Origin of the sequence: Segatella copri (assembly GCF_019127135.1) — a bacterium.
In the GTDB taxonomy this organism is placed as follows: Bacteria; Bacteroidota; Bacteroidia; order Bacteroidales; family Bacteroidaceae; genus Prevotella.
In genome coordinates, this window is the sequence record NZ_JAHOEA010000005.1 from 52,818 (window position 1) to 71,623 (window position 18,806).

Below are 18,806 nucleotides of genomic sequence, written 5' to 3' on the forward strand. Positions count from 1 at the left end.
CTCCTTTCTTGGTTAGAATTGCAATTCAACACCCAGAGTAAACTGGCGTGATGCCGGATACTGTGCCTGGTAAATATTGGATGAAACCTCAGGATCCAGACCGTTGAAACCGGTTACGGTGAAGAGGTTCTGTGCCTGACCGTAGATTCTGACCATAGAGAAGAAGTTGGTCTTGCGCAACAGACTCTGTGGCAATGAATAGGACAGACTGAGATTCTTCAGACGGAGGAACGATGCATTCTCCAAGAAGCGGTCGTCGAGCTGGGTTACCTCGCCCCAACGTGGGATGTCGGTAATATCGCCAGGCTGCTTCCAACGGTCGTACAACAGACGGTTTGACTGGTTGTAAGCAGTACCGAAGGTTACACCGCTCTCCTCGAAGTAACGGTCGTTGTTAATCACGTAGCGTGTACCGATCCAGCTGAACTGGGCAGAAAGCTGCAAACCTTTCCAACGGAAGCTTGTACCGAAACCGCCCATCCAAGGTGCATCATAGGTCTTGCCTGTCATCACCTTGTCGCTCTCACGGAACTCGTTGGTTACGTTGCCGTTCTTGTCATACCAGAGCTGCTCACCATTCGCTGGATTCACACCGGCATAACGGTTCAGGAAGAACTCGCTTACTGAGTGACCTACCACATACTTCAAACCGGTGGTTGAGTTTACATACTCGGTTACACCGTTATAGAGTTCCTTCAAACGGTTCTGGTTGTAAGATACGTTGGCACTTACATTCCAGGTGAAGTCGCGTGTGCGGATTACATCACCGTCAGCACTCAGCTCGATACCCTTGTTAGCCATCACACCTACGTTCTTCCAGCGATAGCCCTCGCCGGTAACGGTGTAAGACTCAGGAACGCGCATCAGCATATTAGAGGTACGCTTGTAGTAAGCCTCGAAGCTGAAGTTGATTCTATCGAGGAAGCCCAAACGGAGGGCGAAGTTGTTTGCCCATGTTGACTCCCAACCCAATTCCTCGTTACCACTCTGTGATGGAGAGAAACCGGCAGTATTATCGTAGTTGGCACCACCCGATACCAGAGCCAGATGATAATAGTTAGGAATCTCAGAGTTACCCGATGTACCGGTACTTACGGCAATCTGGGCTGTGCTGAGCCACTTCATATCCTTCAGCCAGTCGGTAGACTTCACGTTGTACATGAAACCGAGCGACCAGAATGTACCCCAGCGATGATCCTTACCGAAACGTGAAGAAGCATCGGTACGCAGAGAGAAGTCGGCATAGTAGAGCTCCTTATAGTTATACTCGCCACGCATGAAGAATGACAGGTAAGAGTAGTCAGAAGATGAATCTGCCCAGCGGCTGGCACGTGTACCTGATGATACGTTGGTCAGAAGATCGCTGGTCTGACCTTTGGAATATACCTGGAAACCCTCTGAGTGGAAATTGACAGCCTCCTGACCCAGCATCACGTTGAACGAATGGATATCGTTCAGGGTGAAACGGTAGTTAGCCGTAGTGGTCTCTGTCAGGTTGATGGCATCGCTGCTCTGGCGTGCCGCAGTACCCTGTCCGTTATTTGAAGAGAGACTTGGGAACGACTGGAGGAACGCTGTAGAATGGGTGAAATCGGCACCGAACTGAGTACGGATAGTCAGATTCTCTATCGGATAGATTTCAGCATACATGGTAGAGAGTACCTTATATTTCTTGTTCTTGATAGGATTCAAGCCCATGTAAACGATAGGGTTCTCGCTGGTTCCAGCCCAGTTGCCTGCAGCAAGTGAAGCCAGACTTCCATCCTTGGCATAAGGATTCCAGTAAGGCAGCATGAATCGGCATGCTGAGATAGGAGTAACGGTAGTATAGCTACCGTCGTCAGCCTGCTGAGCCTCCTCATAGGCAGCCATGGTGTTAGTACCTACCTTCAACCACTTGCCTGCCTTTACATCAGCATTGGTGCGGATGTTGTAACGGCGGAAGGTTGAATTCTGTGCGATACCGTCCTGATCGTAGAAACCACCAGAAACATAGTAGTTCAAGCGGTCGGTAGCACGGTTGATAGAGAGTTCGTAGCTCTGCAGCGGAGCGCGGTCGTTGAACACCTCGTCCAGCCAGTTTACGTTTACTCTTGAAAGAAGATTGTAATCCTTACCTGTATCCAGACCTACTTCTTTCTCAAACTGTATACGCTCGTCGGTATTCATCATTTTCCAGTTGGTCTGTGCCAACTCAGAGAAACCATACTGTGCACGGAGCGTAATCTTCGCCTTGTCCATTGACAAGCCTCGCTTGGAAGTGATGACAACCACACCATTGGCAGCACGTGCACCATAGATAGAGGTAGAAGAGGCATCTTTCAATACAGAGATACTTTCGATGTCGTTAGGACTCAAGGTATTGAAATCAGAGCTTGAGATTGGCACGCCGTCGAGGATAAAGAGTGGCGACTTGCCGGAGTTGATAGAGTTGGTACCACGAATCTGGAAGGTAGCCGCCTTGCTAGGTTCACCCGAAGAAGAGATGACCTGCAAACCAGTACTCTGTCCCTGCAAAGCTTGGTCGAAGCTTGCCGCCGGCACATTTTCTATCTTTTCAGACTTTACGGCAGACACGGAACCCGCAATGGTTCCCTTCTTTCTCACGCCATACGCCACCACAACCACTTCGTCCATCATCTTGGAATCCGAAGCAAGGGTGATGTTGAGCGTATTTGTCTGCGCTTTCACAACGTGCTTCTGCGTAACGCAACCCACATACGAGTAGGCAAGCGTAGCCTTCGAAGCACCCTTAATTTCGATGGTATAGTTACCGTCAATATCGGTCACTACGCCATTTGATGTTCCCTCTTGCATAATGGTCACACCAATCATCGGTTCGTTGTCTTCAGCAGACACGACTGTACCCTTGACGCTGAAACTCTGCGCCAAGACCGATTGGATAGACAACAATACAAGTGAGACAAGTAAAAGAGTTAATCTTCTCATCCTTGTTTGTTTCAAGTTTATTAATTAATAATTATTATTTTTTTCTCATTTTTTTCTCGTTTGGTAAAAGCCGAAAGCACTCAGGGCGACACTTCGCCCCTCCATTTACACATTCTTTCACTAAAATGCACGCATGGAAATACCTATTTAACTTAAATCGGTGCAAAATTACGAATATTTTCTTATTTGCCCAAGATAATCGCTTAAAATTTAAATAATTAACACGAAATATCTATGTTTTTTAGCATATTTGCTCATAAATTTAGTTAATTGTCGATTTTTTGTCACTTTCAGTTGCAGTTTTCAAAAATAATCACTACCTTTGCGGCAACAAGAGAGAAGATGGGTAGCTTTTAGATTTAACCTAACAACTGCCACTCTTCAGATTATTAACAATTTAATATATATAAAGTATGAGAAAAACTTTACTCATTGCAGCCGCTTTGTGCCTGTCGGCTTCTGCTATGGCACAGACTTTCGAAAAACCGCTGTCTGTATCACAAGGCAACAACCTTTACAATGCAGCCCAAGCAGGTGATGTTTACTGGAAATTCACAGCCGACCAGGACTACATCGCAACAGTTGGCAACTATGACGGAGGAGAGCATCCTTCAGTAGCACTCCTCAAGGACGGAGCTGCCAAGCCAACAAACATCAGTGGCACATTCACACCCGATTATGATGGCAAAATCTATGCCTTTGAAAAGGGTAAGACCTACTACTTCATCCTGAATGCAGCAGGCGCCGCAGAGGTAGGATTCACTCTGAAGCTGGAAGCCACCAAGAATGTAGGTAAAGGACTTACAGAAGCTGATCCGCTGGAAATCAAGCTGGGCGAAACTCAGGTTATCGGCAACCCGGCATACGAAGGTGCTGGTTCTATCAACGCTTATGCCACCTATAAGGCAGAGAAAGACGGACAGCTACAGATCAAGACAGAACAGAACGCTTACAAGGCAACTGTAAATGGTACCGTCATTTCTGCTGTAACAGAAAACGGAAAGAAGATATTCAAATTCAAGACCGAAAAGGGTCAGGTTTACAACATCAACTTCCAACTCTCTATCCCAGTTGTCATCATCACATCAGAAGTGGTAGATGTAAAGGAAGGCTCTTTTGACATGCCATACATACTGAAGGAAGGCGAGAACACCATTCCTGCCGAAGCTGGCAAATATTACTTCAGCTATGCACTTTCCAAAAAGGGCTATCTCAAAATTACCAGCGACGAAAAGATTGAGGGAGGCAAGTTGAGCGTTTACAGAAACCAGTTTAACGCTAAATCTGAAACAAACGCTGTGGTAGAGTCTGCTACAGGAACTTTCGATGTACGCACAGAGATTGCATCTACTTATGGTACTTATTATATCGTAGTAAACAAGACTACAAAAACCGAGACTCCAAGCACCTTCAAGATGCAGATGGAAGACTACCAGCCAGGCGAGACTGCTGATACAGCCATCCCTGTTGCCGTAAGCGAAACAGCTAAAGCCATCACATTGCCAGGAGCTAAAGGTAAGTATTTCTATACCTTCACTGTTCCTGCCAACACCAAGAAGCTCCTCACCGTTGAGTCTCCTGCAGCTTTGAGCGAGGGTACTTCTGCCTACGTTAACACCTCTGAAGGAACATATGGTGCAACCAATATGGAGAACCAGATCATCAAGAGAGATGTAAACAGCACAAAAGAACAGAAATACTATCTGGTTGTCACATCCAATGAGTCTGCTCCGCTGACCCTCAACATCAGGTATGCAGATGTAGAAAAGGGTTCGCTGATTACAGAACCTAAGGATGCTGTACTCGGTAGCAACACCATCGATTTCAATGGTACTGAATATTATACCTACAAGGCAACAAGCAATTGTAAGCTTGCTGTTACCGTAGAAGATGGCGTAACGGTTACCTTCCCAAAGGACACATCAGGTTACGGCTCATACGATGTTTTCCAGAAGGACAACACATACAGTATCCAGGCTACTTCTGGCAAGGTATACTACATCGTCCTCAAGGACGTAAAGAAGGCTTCTACCTTTACATTGGCAGAGACGAAGTTTGATGCTGGTGAGGTTCGCGAGAACCCTATAGTCATGACTGGCGACTCTTATACTCTGGGCGAGAATGCAAGCAATCTTTGGTTGAAATATGATGTAACCGAGACTGGCGTGATAGAATTCTCCAGCGATGCTCCTTTCTCATGGTCAAACAGCATCGGCATTGTCAAGAACGACGGTAAGGCTCCTGTCAGCATGGCAGACAATATTCAGGACGAATCTACCTTAGACCAGGTTGACCCAAAGCGTATCAACGTATATCACGCAGTATTCTCTGCCAAGAAGGGTGACGCTTTGTATATCCAGGTTAATATAGAAGGTGATGCTACAGGCAAGAAACTGACTCTTACCCAGCGTGCTTCAAAGCCAGGCGAAACTATTGACAACCCTGTAGAACTTAAGAAGGGAGAAACTTTGGATGTATCTAAGGCAAGCCTCAACAATCCTATCTGGGTGAAGGCAAGACTCACCAAGGGCAAGAACGAATTCCAGAATGTAGATGGCGGCTATTTTACACCACAGCAGTCATGCCGTCTTACTGATAATGGTATTAGCTATGACGGAGCTGCCATCCAGTGGACCGGCGATTCATTCATCGAGGAAGTAGAAGAGGAAAAGGATTTCATCTTCATGGTTTCTTATGCTGAAGGCAGAGCTAAGGTGAAGTTCGTAGATAACAATACCGATGGCATTAGCCGCATCGAGCTGGATTCAGACAGCAAGCCAGCCATCTATACCATCAATGGTACCAAGATCAACAGTATCACAGGCAGCGGTGTTTACATCATCAAGTCGAATGGTAAGACCAAGAAGGTTGTTATCAAGAAGTAATCTTTCTGATTGATACAATCAGAGAATATATCACAAGAAAAGAGGTGTGTCATAAGTACATGACACACCCTTTTTTTGTTTCTATGCAGCCGTTTTCATAAAGCTGAAATTACGTCCCGACGTATCTTGTACTACGTCCGGACTTTATCTCTTCATCTTCATGTATTCCGTAGGAGTCATGCCATACTCCTTGGAGAAGCATTTGGAGAAATAGCTGCTGTTGGAGAAACCAACGGTATACATCACCTCGGAAACACTGAACTTACCCTGGCTCAGGAGCTCGGCAGCACGGCTCATACGCATCTCACGGATATACTCTACAGGCGTACGGCCCGTTATCGCCTTCGTCTTGCGATACAGCTGTTTGCTACCTATGCCTATCACATCCTGCAACATCGAAACATTGAAGTCAGAATCGATCATGTGCTTCTCTATCGCCTCATTGATCTCTTCGAGCAGACGCTTGTCTGACACATCCAACTCGCAGACATTTACTTCCTTCTTTTCCTCTTCAGAAGACTCAGAGCGTGCAGGAACTGGTTCTGAGGATGATGACTCAGGCTCAGATTCAGGCGAAGCGGATAACCCTGTGGCAACAGTTGATGGCTCCTCTGGTATCTTCACGTTCAGATAGCGGACCATCAGAGCAGTCACCTCATCAAATGAATGATGAGCTACGGCAGCCTTCAAATCTTCCGTCAGACGATTGAAGAAGTCCATACGCATCTGTACCTGCTCCAACACCTCAGCCTTCTGCTTCTGGGCATCAGCCAGTTCCTTGCGCAGGAAATACCAGCTTACCAGCCATGCCACAAACACGATGAGTGCCGTGATATAGAAGAGCTTGCACCACAAGGAGAGATACCAAGGCGGCAGGACGGAGATGTCGAGCGAATAAACCTCGGCAGCTATCTTGCCTTCACCATCCACGGCATGAACCGTAAGATGATAATCGCCATACGACAAACCATTGTAGGTGATATCGATATTGCCGGAGTTCAGATAATGCCAGTCGTGGTCGCTGCCTTCGAGTTTGTAAGCATAAACGGCTGAAGGATGATCAGCAAAAGGAAGGTCGGTGAGCTGCAGGGTGAAGTTGTTCTCATCACTCTTCAGTTCCAGGATTTCTCCACGCTCCTCACGAGCCTCTCCGTTTACGATGATTCCAGCCAGCATCAGGCGGGTAAACTGCTTAGGCTTCTGTGCTACATCGGAACTGATTGCCACATAGCCGTCATTGCCGCCCATCATTACCTCATGAGTCTGTCTGCTGTAACAGATGTTGAGCGGTACAACAGAAGGAATCATGAAACGCTGGCTCTCACCCTGTGGATTGATTACGCAGCATTCATTGCCCGATACCACCCATATCTTGCCTTCCACATCGCACATGGTACTTACCTTGCCACCAATCTGCCATGTCTTGGAAGAAAAACTGTTACCCAGCACAGAACCGGCTGCATAATAACAGGTTACCGAACTGTTATCACCCATCCAGATATTGCCTTTGCTGTCTGCCATCAGATAGTTGAGAACATCTGAGTTAGCTACCTGCACCACCTTCATATCGTTCGGATTGATGCAGTCGAGACGGTTAAAGGTAGAAACCCAAATCCTACCCTTTCCATCCATCACCATCTGACCTACATGCAGACCGGAGAGCGCATTCTTTCCCTTGTCCGAGTAATGCCAGTCGGCTATGGTCTTGCCGCTCAGAAGAGCCGCCTTATCCATCACGAAGACACCTCCCTGATAAGAACCCATCCATATCCTGCCCTTCTTGTCCTGGAGAATATCGTAAGCCCAGGCAGTAGAATACTTGCCGCTCTTATCGTAGACGATGAAGTTGCGCATCTGACGGGAACTGCGGTCATAGAAGTTGATACCATGGTCGGTACAGATCCATACATCGCCGTCATGGTCTTCATAAATCTTGCGTACACGGTTATGACTCAGCGGGAAGGCAGAGCTGTTCTGCTTGTACCATGCCACATTCTGATAACCTTCAGCATTCCGGGTGAAATGAATCAGACCGTTGGTACCGCCCATCCACCATTCGCCGTTACGGGTCTGGAGCATGGCATGCAGACAGTTGCCCTCACCCGACATCGTAATCTTATCGAGCGATACATAGCGGTAATAGGTATGGGTAGTGAGACGGGAGAGTCCATTGTCTGTACCCACCCATACATTCTGCCATTTATCTACAAAGCAAGCCCAGACGATGTTGTTAGGAATAGAAGCATCATCACGGGAATCGTGGATATAATGGGTGATAGCATTGGAGAGTGCCATCTGATAGAGTCCGTTATCTGTTCCGATATAGAGATTGCCGGCAGCATCTGTAGAAAGACATTTGATGGAATTGCCGTTGAGAGCAGGAATCTGTGAGAAGTTCCTGAGCTGCAGGTCGGCACAATAGAGAGCACCCTCGGTACCAATCCAGTAGCATCGGCGCTTGGCATCATAAGCGAGCGCATTAACCAGCGGCTGTTCTCCTGCACGGAGCGGAATCAGTCTGCTGCCGAGATGCAGACCAGCGAGCGAACCTACGAGCAAACCTCGCGGAGTAGAGAGCAAGGCATAGACATCGCCACCGAAGTCAGTCTTACTACCCTTGATATCGAGCACACGGAGTTCCTTCAACTGCTTGCGCTTCGTCTCATCGGCAAAAGCCTTCATGGCTGGTGTTTCGGCATATTGATAAGATTGCGTATCGAATTTCAGGATGCCGTTGCCAGTAGCCAGATAGAGCATTCTGCCCTCGAAACCGAGCGCATTAACACGCGTATTGCTGAAAGTATGTTCCTGAAAATGGCGATAGCCATGATAACCATCATAGCTGTAAAGACCATTGTCGGTTCCGAGCCATATCATTCCATCACTGTCCTGGGTAATGGCACAAACTGTCTGAGCACCTTCAAGGGAGGTGTTGACGAAGCGCTGCGCATGGATGGCGAGCGAAACAAAGAGCATAGCAATTGCCATGCTGATGCGAGATATAGGTTCTGTTGACTTTTTCATGCGTGCAAATTTACACATTATTCATGATAACGCCAAAAAAAATCGGAGGAAAATCATAAAAAAAAGAATCCCCTGGGAAAATAGCCACTGCTATCCCCAGAGGATTTGATATAAACCATATACTTTATAACCAACTGAAATCAGTCTCTGTCTTCTTATATTGCCTGGAGCGTAATCGACTTTTCGATATTTCGCTTGCTGTCTTTTACCTTCAGGATGATGTCGCCCTTCTGCTTGCTGCTCTGTACGATGACTACGAGTTTGCCAGAGAAAAGTTTCATCTGAGGCTGGGTGAACGGTTCGAGCGATGTGGCATCGCCGTTGCAGGCAGCCTTGAAAGTGCCGGCACCACTCACCTCGAAGGTCAGTTCGTCATCGGCAAGCGGACATTCATTGCCGTCCTTATCCAGAAGACTCACGGTGATGAAGGCAAGGTCGTTGCCATCGGCATTCAGAAGCACATTGTGTTCATCGGTACAGCCTTCTACCATGCAGGCAATAGGTTCATGATCAGGTGTTTCTACACTGAACTTCATCTGTGCAGGCTCGCCGGCAGTACGCTTCACGTCCTCGCCTATCTTATCGCCATACTGGTTGTAGGTAACCACACGAATCTCGCCTGGTTCATACTTCACATTGTTCCAGCGGAGGCGATAGCGGTCCAGACGGCTTGACTTGTCCTTGCGCACTCTGCCCTGGCTCTTGCCATTCACGAAAAGTTCGCCTTCCACACCATCAGTGTAGCAATATACAGGGGTAACCTGTCCTTCTCTACCCTTCCAGTTCCAGTGAGGAAGAAGATGGGTGGTATGCTGCTGCTCGTTCCAGCGGGCACGATACATATAGTAGCGGTCCTTTGGAAGTCCGGCAAGGTCGCAGATACCGAAGTAGCTACTACGGCTTGGCCAGTAGGTATCGTAAGGAGTCGGCTCGCCCAAGTAGTCATAGCCCGTCCACACGAACTCTCCGATTACCCAACTATAATCATCCTGCATCTTCCAGTCATCATCAGGAAGATTGCTCCAGGAACAGTATTCGGTATCATAGCTTGAGCACTGACCATCAGGATAGGTAGCCTTATCACTTACCACTACCGGGAACTTGTATACGCCACGGGAACTGACCGTAGAGGCGGTTTCAGAACCGAGGAGAAAGCCCTGAGGCAACTGCTCGATATTCTTATAATATTTATGTACGCGATAGTTGAAGCCTGGAACGTCCATCACCTGGGCAAATCCACTCTTCAGGGCATCTTCTGCCCTATCCATGCCCTGGGTAACAGGACGGGAAGGGTCATACAGATGACAGAGGTCCTGCAGACGTTTGGCAATCTGCACACCCTCCTGGCTCCACTGCTCAGGAATCTCGTTACCGATGCTCCACATCACGATGCTAGGATGATTGCGGTGGTGCTTTACTAGATTGGTGATATCCTTATCGCTCCACTCCTTGAAGTACTTAGCGTAGCCGTTCTTGCATTTAGGATAAATCCACATATCGAAACTCTCAGCCATTACCATCATACCGAGGGAATCGCAGAGTTCCATCTGCATGGTAGAAGGCATGTTGTGGGCTGTACGGATGGCATCGCAACCCATCTCCTTCATCGTCTTGATCTGGCGGATGAGAGCTGCCTTGTTCTCTGCAGCGCCCAATGGACCGAGGTCGTGGTGCAGACAGACACCCTTCAGCTTTCGGGTAACGCCATTGAGTTGGAAACCATAATCCTTGGATACCGAGATGGTACGGATACCGGTCTTCAGGGTCTGCACATCAGCCACCTTCTTTCCTTCATATCGGGTAAGTTTTACCTGATAGAGGTAAGGAGATTCCGGAGACCAGAGCTGAGGATTCGCTACCTTCAGAGTAGTCTTGATTTCAGGATTGGCACCTGTGACGGTCTGCTCGGCAACCTTCTTGCCAGCCTCATTCAACAGGGTTATAACGGTCTTGCCCGACTTACCAGTCTTTCCTTCCAGCAGCGCATTTACTTCTACTTCAGCTTCCTGCTTATCAGCCTTCAGGGTACGCACGAAGGTATCCCAGGTAGAGAAGTTCTCGTTACCGTAAAGTTCTACGGAAACCGGACGGTAAAGACCGCCTCCCGGATACCATCGGCTGCTTTCCTCTACATTATTAAGATGTACCTCGATGAGATTACTCTTACCAAACTGGATGAAAGGAGTGATGTCAATGCGGAAGGCATTGTAGCCGTAAGCCCATCTGCCAGCCTCCTTGCCATTGACGCTGACAACAGGCTGACTCATCGCACCATCAAAAACGAGTACGGCACGCTTATAGCCCTTAGGAGCCGTCCAGTTCATCTTATACATACCCTCACCTATCCAAGGCAGCGCACCAGAGCGTCCCGACTTCTCGGTCTTCTCCTTTTCGCCATTCTGCTCGATAGCCACCATCTGCAGGTCCCATTTCTTATCGAAAGGACCCGAGATAGCCCAGTCGTGAGGAACAGCTACCTGCTGCCACGCCTTGCCATCACGGGAGAAGTCCCATGAAGGCAGATTGATAACCTTTCTGCTCTGCGCCTGGCACAGCGTTGTGAGTGCCAGGGCAAGAGTCATGAAAGTAATGCTTCTCTTTATCATATCTCTTCGTTAATATTCTTATTTATATGCATCGGATTATTTATATGCATCAAATACGGCAGTTGGTTTGCCGCTGTTGTCGAAGGCTCCCTTGGTATATGCAGACCAACCCAAAGTGGTATAGTTGGCTGGCTTCCAGTTGTTGTAAACTTCTGGTTCCCAATAGAAGATACCCTCGCAGGTAGAGATTGCCTTACAGCCATCCACCATTTTCTTCATCATTGGCGCAGCCTGGTCAGAGCCCCACCACATACCGATTTCAGAGATGATGACGTCCTTGCCATACTTGGAAGAAAGAGTCTGAATGTTAGAGAGACAACTCTCTGCATAACTCTGCCAGTTATCATCTTCCGGATAAAGAGACAGTCCGATGACATCCCACTTTCCGCCATTGTCCTTCAGCTTATCGTAGAGCCAGGTAAGTCCACCGAGGTCCTGTCCTTTATCTACATGAACGATGACCTTTGCATTAGGATAAACTTCCTTAACAGCATCATAACCGGCGTTGATATAAGCTGCAAAATTGGCTGCATTCTTAGATACCTGACCGGTTACAGCCTCATCGCTGTTGAAGAGCATTCCGTCGCGGGTTTCATTGCCCACCTGCACCCACTCTACGTTGGTTACACCTTTATCCTTCAGGGCTGTCAAAACATCCTTGGTATGATCAGACACAGCCTGCTTCATCTGCTCGGCAGTATAGCCCTTCCATGCAGCAGGAACTTTCTGGTTGCCCGGGTCAGCCCAGGTATCAGAATAGTGGAAGTCGATCATCAGACGGAAGCCGAGCTGTTGAACTCGCCAAGCCTTGGCGATGACATCATCCTTGCCACACCAGCCACCTTCCGGATTTACCCAGACACGCAGACGGATGGAATTGGTTCCCTCTTCGCGAAGGAGCTTCATGCATTCTGTAGCCTTGCCATTCTGATTATAGAATTTCACACCGTCCTTCTCCATCTCTGTGAGCCAGGAAACATCGGCACCCTTGGCAAAACCGCTCATATCGTATGTTTTCTCCTGCTCATGAACAGGAGAATCGTCGCTGCTGCAACTTGTTCCCGTAATAGAGAACAAGAGCGCTGTAGCCAGCAACATGGCTTTTCCAAATATATTCTTCATTGCTATTTTTCTTATTAATTATTCATATTTCCATGTCATGGTGTTGAGGTCGGCGGTAACCGTAAACTCTGTTTCGCCATTCTCATCGCCAAACCAGATATCCCAAGCGCCATCAACAGAAGTCAATTTAAACTGCTCGCCATCGGCACCATACCAGGTCTTCTTGTCATCCTTGTTCTCGCCTACGTAGATGAAGCGGAAGTTCTCCCAGGAAGTTGGCTTGTACTTGCAGGTATAAACACCTTCGCTCACCAAGCTCATCACGGCAAGAAGGGTTTTACCATCCTTAGAGAACATGCAGAGAGTATTGCTAGCCTCTGGCTCTGGAGTTGTCTGGTCGCCCTCAACGATGGTATATTCCAACTGACTGTGCTCACCAACCTTCACGGTTATGGTATAAGTACCCGCCTTGGCAATATTCACGCTACCAGCAGTTGCAGCATCTGTCATCTTGCCATCAGCCAAAGTATAGTTCATGGTCTTCACTACAGCTGCAGCATCTTCTGTACCTGTAGTCTTGCTGTACTCAGCGCCTGTAGCTACGATGCTGACTGGAGTATTATCGGCTGTAGTTGTTATGACCTTGGTCCAAGCATAGTTAGGAGCATCATAGGTCATGTTCTCACCATTCAGCTGCATCGAATTGATGTAAGTTGGCTTAAGTTCCTTAGCTTTTGTATCAAGAACTGTATAATAAATACCTGTCTGACCAGGGAACCAGATGTTCCATGCAGACTCAGTATTATCCATTTCGTACACATGGTTATCCTGTCCTACATTACCCCAAATGGTACCATCATTTTCCTTACCCCAGATATGGAACCAAGAAGAGGCATTCATATAGCCAGAATAAACTCCATCAGAATTAGGAGAATAGAGCTTGGTCAGAACTTGATCCTTTTTCTCATTCAGAATATTGATGTAGCTCATATCAATGAGGTATGGAGTAACCTTTACCTGGCAGACATTGCTGTAAGCGGCATCAAGATTACTACCCATCAGACTCTTGATACGGAAATAGAGAGGTGAACTCACATCAGGAGACAAGCCGAGATCCTTGGCTGCAGCATTGAGGTCTGCACCGGTGAAAGCCTTGGAAAGGTCGGTTACGGTGTATTCCTTTTCTGAAGTAAAGTTCTCTGAGGCTGATACCTGCAGATAAGTTTTCAGCACTCCACTGCCCGCAGGCTTGGTTTCATCGCTCGAAAGCAAGGTAGGATTCTGCCAAGCCAACGAGAGGACAACGTCCTTACTGTTATCTACAGACAGCTTCACATCGGATGCCGATGCCATCAGATCGGATGCCTTGAAGCCATCCAGATATATCTTGTCGCCACTCTCGTCGCAACTCACCAGGGCGGTGAGTGCGCAGAGAAGCATCATCAGGTTTCTAAATATCTTTTTCATTCTTTTATCCTATTAATAGTTGTCGTTATGAAGATTTGGATTTGCGGTAAGCTCGGTGTTAGGGATTGGATAGATGTTGTACTTGCTGTCAACAGCCTGTCCATCGTGGGTGCCACCCTTCCACTGCCAGATGTACTTATTAGTAGTAAACTGACCATAGCGAATCAGGTCGGTACGGCGATAACCTTCATGATAGAGTTCACGGGCACGCTCATCGAGAATGAACTGGAGGAAGGCATCGTCATCAGCAAAGTTGCTTGCCCATACATCAGAAGCATGAGAGCGCTCACGAAGCTGGTTAATCCAATAGATAGCTCCCTGCTTGCGGGAAGCAATCACGGTTGGATCTGTAGCATCACTACCACCAGCCCAGTTATCCCAGTCGTTATGCAGACGAACCACGCACTCGGCATACATCAGATAGACATCTGCCAAACGGAAGAGAGGGAAATCGGTTTCTACACCTGCATCGGCAGTATTAGATGCTGTAGTACCATCATCCTTCAGGTTGCTCCACTTCTCAGAAAGATAACCGGTGGTTTCATCGGTCATGGTGGTTACATCCTTGCTCTGACCATTGGTGAAGAACTTGCAACGCCTGTCGCCACTGCCGTCGATATCGGTCTGGGTAAACTTATCTACAAACTCAGGACGAAGACGGAATTCACTCCAACCGGCAGTTACACCATAATCGGCTACATTCTGGTTGGCATTCGACATACTTACCTGTCCACAAACCAGATAGGTGGAAGAACCCCAGCTTACGGTATGCTCTGCACTTACCGGCAAGGCGAAGATAATCTCGTTGGTACGCTTGTCGTTATCTGCATTGAAGAGCTTGCTGTAATCAGACTCCAGAGAATATCCCATATCCATCACCTTCTTACAAGCCTCCATGCACTCGGCATACTTGGCAACGCCGGTATAAACCTCGCTGTTCAGATAAAGCTTGGCAAGCAAGGTATAGGCAGCACCCTGAGAAGCCTGACCGTAAGGACAGGTGGATGCTGGAAGCATATCGCCTACACAATCCTTCAACTCGCTCTCAATATAATCGAATGTCTGCTGAGGAGTATAACGAGGAGGAATGTAGCTGCCCACAGGGTCGTTCTCTGTCACCATCGGAATGTTGCGATAGAAATCGAGCGCATGGTAATAGAACAGAGCACGCATAAAACGGACTTCTGCCTTATACTCCTTCATCTTCTCTGCATCAGCACCCGAGAAATTGGCATTATTGGCATTGCGGAGGAACTCGTTGCAGAGGGCGATGTTGTAGTAGATACGATAATACATATCTGATACCCAGGCATCGTTGGCATCCCAAGAGAGATAGGTAAGACCCGTAGTCTGCTCACCAGTCAGCCAGGTAGAGGCAAATTCATCGGTACCACACTCCTGCATATTGATAAACATACGCATGTAATCGAAACCATTACCATTGTTCAATACGGATTCCATATCCTTATTATCGCCGCCCTTGCCCTGACCGCTAGTCACCATGGCAGCGTAAATCTTACCCAGCACAGCCTCGTAATTGGCAAGCGAGGTATAAACATCCTTAGAGGTTGTCTCTGTATGAGGATATTGGTCGAGATCGGAAACACAGCTGGTTGTGCCTGTCAGCACCGCTGTTCCCATCATCATACTATATAATATATTCTTAAGTTTCATTGTTATCTGTTTTATTGTTAGAACTGAAGTCCGAGGCTTACTGAGTAAGTGCGAGGACGTGGATAGAATGAGTTGTCCATTCCGTTTGGCACCTCAGGATCTGTACCTGAGTAACCGGTAATGGTGAATACATTCTGTACCATCGCAGATACGGTAAGCGAAGCCCACTTGTTGATCTTGCCTACATTGTAACTCAAACTCAGGTTGTCGAGTTTCAGGAAGGAAGCATTCTCTACGTAGTAATCAGAGAGATACTGACGGGTCTTGAAACCAGTCTTCAGGAAACTGGTGTTGAGATTGTTGAGCTGTGAGTTGTTGTAGCTTACTGTCTCAAAAGCACCTGTACTCATACCCATGCCGTTGTATACATAGTTGTCGATGTTGGCACGGAAGCTCATACCGAGTGTCAGCTGCTTGTATCTCAAGGATGTGCTCAAGCCCATGATATACTTAGGGGCTGGAGAGTGATAGCGGTAGAGATCGGCATCATTGATTTCGCCATCATTGTTCAAATCGGCATAAGCACCCTCGATTGGCTTGCCTGTCTTAGAGTCATAGAGCTGATGATATACATAGAACATGTATGGTTCATATCCCTCAGAGAGTACCTGGAACTGGTAAGCATCGATAGATGGACCTACCTTCACGTTGGTCTGGCTTCCACCCTTTGTCAATGAAAGGTTCTTCACTTTCATGTTCTGCCAGGTAAAGTTGTAGCTCAGATTCCACTCCCAGTCCTTGGTCTGGATAGGGGTTGCATTCAGAGAAACCTCAATACCCTTGCTGTCCACATTACCCACATTGGTAAGGATAGTCTTTGAGAAGTTGGTACCTGCTGCTGTTGGTACTGATGCCAACAGGTCCTTGGTCTTGCGGGTATAGAAATCGATGGCACCACCGATACGGCCATCCAGAAATCCGAAATCAAGACCGAAGTTCCAGGAGGTAGTTGTCTCCCACTTCAGGTCTGATACGTAAGCCTCAGGACGGTAAGTATTGATATACTGTCCGTTGATGAATGCTTCGGCACCTGTCACGCTGTAGGTATAAACCGGCAGATAGTTGTAGTTGCCGATGCCCTCCTGCTGACCGGTAACACCATAGCTGGCACGGAGTTTCAAGTTAGAAAGTACCTTCTGGTTCTTCAACCAAGGCTCTTCTGTCAAAGTCCAGCCCAAAGCAACAGATGGGAAAGTACCCCAACGGGTATCCTTAGAGAAACGGGAAGATGCGTCTCGACGAACGGTAGCCGTCAGGAGATACTTTCCATCGAATGAATAGTTGATACGTCCGTAATATGACAACATTACATGACGGTAATCAGATGCCTTTACGGTTGACAGGTTTGTGCCTGCCGCACTTTTGGTATAATAAAGAGGTGTAGTACTCTTCCAGTACTGATAGTCGTAACCGGCAGTCAAATCTACATTACTCTTGATATCTTCGAAATACTTTGCATAGTTGGCATAGAGGGTAAGCAAGCGGTTCTCGTTCTTCTGAGGACCATACTTATAATCGCTACCGCCCAAAGACTCATCCTTGTTGTAGCTCTGTGCTGCATAGACAGGAACATGAATGGTTCCATCACCCTTGGCATAATCAGCACCCACGGTAGCATGGAGCTTGAGGTCTGGAAGGAAATGAACCTTGTAATCTACATCCATCGAACCGATGAAGCGGCTTACCTTACTCTTTGAATCATACAGATCAACCAGACCGCGAGGGTTTCTTACACCGGCATTCACTGGATAGCCGTCAGCATCGAGAGCCTCGTTGTAGCCACCATACTTGTCGTTGCCGGAATAAACCGGAATGGTTGGGTTGAATGTGGCAGCTGCCCATACGGCACCACCATTATTGAATGAGTTGTTATTGAGGGTTCCCTTGGCGTTGATGGTCAACTTCAGGTGATCCTGGAAGAAGCTAGGAGTCAATACCACGTTACCTGTCCAGCGCTCCACATTGTCCTTGCGAACCAGACCGCTCTGGTTGTAATAGCCTACAGACACGCGGAATGGCAACCACTTGTCGATGCTGCCGCTCACGCTGAGGTTATTATCTGTACCGAAAGCTGTACGGTAAACCTCATCATTCCAGTCGGTATTGGCTGTACCGAGCAATGACTTTTGGTTATCTGTACCAAACTGGTTGATGACATTCACAAATTCATCACGACTCAGCATATCTACCATCTGCGCACGGGTCTGCAAACTGTTGGTGGTATTGAAGTTCACCTTCACAGCACCCTGCTGTCCCTTCTTAGTGGTAATGATGATGACACCGTTAGAAGCACGGGAACCATAGATGGCTGTAGAAGAAGCATCCTTCAATACAGTCATGCTCTCGATATCAGAAGGGTTGATCATGCTGAGGAAGTTGCTGCTGTTACCCGAGATACCACCCTGCTCCAATGGCACACCATCGAGCACGATAAGAGGGTCGTTGCTGGCATTCAGAGATGCACCACCACGCACACGGATGGTACTACCGGCAGAGGCAGAACCACTGTTGGACATAATCTGTACACCCGAAACCTTACCATTGATCAACTGTTCTGGAGAAGAAACGAGACCTTTGTTAAAGTCCTTCGATTTCACGGTAGCTACGGAACCAGTCAGGTCACTCTTTCTTGCCGTACCATATCCGATGACCACGACATCAGCCAGCGCCTTGCTGTCGGATTCGAGTTTCACCTTCATATTGTCTGAGATAGAAAGTACCTTATCAATATAACCGATATAAGATACCTTGATCTTCTTGGCAGAAGAAGATACCTGAAGACTGAAGTTACCGTCAAAATCAGTAACTGTACCGCCCTTTTCGCCTTCCACCATGACAGTGGCGCCAATCAGAGCCTCACCATTCTGCGCATCAGTCACCTCACCTTTGATGGTTCTAGTCTGCGCCATAAGTTGCAGACATCCGATGACGAACAATGCCACGAGAAGCAAACTTCTCTTTGCTAATTTCTGGATTGCTTTCATTGTTTTACTTTTAGGTTGCGTTTTACGTTTAAAATGCGTTTGCGTTTAAAATTGTTTTCGGTTGCAAAAGTAGGGAAAAGAGAAGAAAACAGCAGATAGATTTAAGACAAAAATAAAGAAAAAACGGACAAAAGCAAATCTTTATCTAGCTTTTG

The 18,806-nt window shown here is 47.4% G+C and carries 8 protein-coding genes; 1 reads left to right on the plus strand and 7 read right to left on the minus strand.

The window, feature by feature from the left end; translation table 11 throughout:
- Window positions 1–12 precede the first annotated feature (12 nt).
- Window positions 13–2,949: a SusC/RagA family TonB-linked outer membrane protein gene (locus tag KSW37_RS02420; RefSeq protein WP_217313184.1), complete on the minus strand. Its 2,937-nt coding sequence runs from the start codon at window positions 2,947–2,949 to the stop codon at window positions 13–15.
- 413 nt (window positions 2,950–3,362) lie between these two features.
- Between KSW37_RS02420 and KSW37_RS02425 the strand changes: the two genes are divergently transcribed.
- Window positions 3,363–5,834, plus strand: coding sequence for a hypothetical protein (locus KSW37_RS02425; RefSeq protein WP_217313185.1), 2,472 nt, complete (start codon window positions 3,363–3,365; stop codon window positions 5,832–5,834).
- 144 nt (window positions 5,835–5,978) lie between these two features.
- Here KSW37_RS02425 and KSW37_RS02430 read toward each other — a convergent pair whose 3' ends face one another.
- From KSW37_RS02430 to KSW37_RS02455, 6 genes are all read right to left on the minus strand, one after another.
- The gene (locus KSW37_RS02430; protein ID WP_217313186.1) at window positions 5,979–8,858 is read right to left on the minus strand and encodes a two-component regulator propeller domain-containing protein; all 2,880 of its coding nucleotides are present in this window, start codon (window positions 8,856–8,858) and stop codon (window positions 5,979–5,981) included.
- A gap of 155 nt (window positions 8,859–9,013) precedes the next feature.
- Window positions 9,014–11,464, minus strand: a complete 2,451-nt coding sequence (locus tag KSW37_RS02435; protein WP_217313187.1) for a glycoside hydrolase family 2 TIM barrel-domain containing protein — start codon at window positions 11,462–11,464, stop codon at window positions 9,014–9,016.
- Between the two features lie 36 nt (window positions 11,465–11,500).
- A complete protein-coding gene (locus tag KSW37_RS02440; RefSeq protein WP_217313188.1) occupies window positions 11,501–12,586 on the minus strand; it encodes a glycoside hydrolase family 53 protein in 1,086 nt (361 codons plus the stop codon).
- An 18-nt stretch (window positions 12,587–12,604) separates the two neighbouring features.
- Entirely contained in the window at window positions 12,605–13,993 is a 1,389-nt protein-coding gene (locus KSW37_RS02445) for a DUF5114 domain-containing protein (RefSeq protein WP_217313189.1), read from the minus strand.
- Between the two features lie 12 nt (window positions 13,994–14,005).
- A complete protein-coding gene (locus tag KSW37_RS02450) occupies window positions 14,006–15,667 on the minus strand; it encodes a RagB/SusD family nutrient uptake outer membrane protein (protein ID WP_254368530.1) in 1,662 nt (553 codons plus the stop codon).
- Between the two features lie 17 nt (window positions 15,668–15,684).
- The gene (locus KSW37_RS02455; protein ID WP_217313190.1) at window positions 15,685–18,651 is read right to left on the minus strand and encodes a SusC/RagA family TonB-linked outer membrane protein; all 2,967 of its coding nucleotides are present in this window, start codon (window positions 18,649–18,651) and stop codon (window positions 15,685–15,687) included.
- Between the last annotated feature and the right edge of the window lie 155 nt (window positions 18,652–18,806).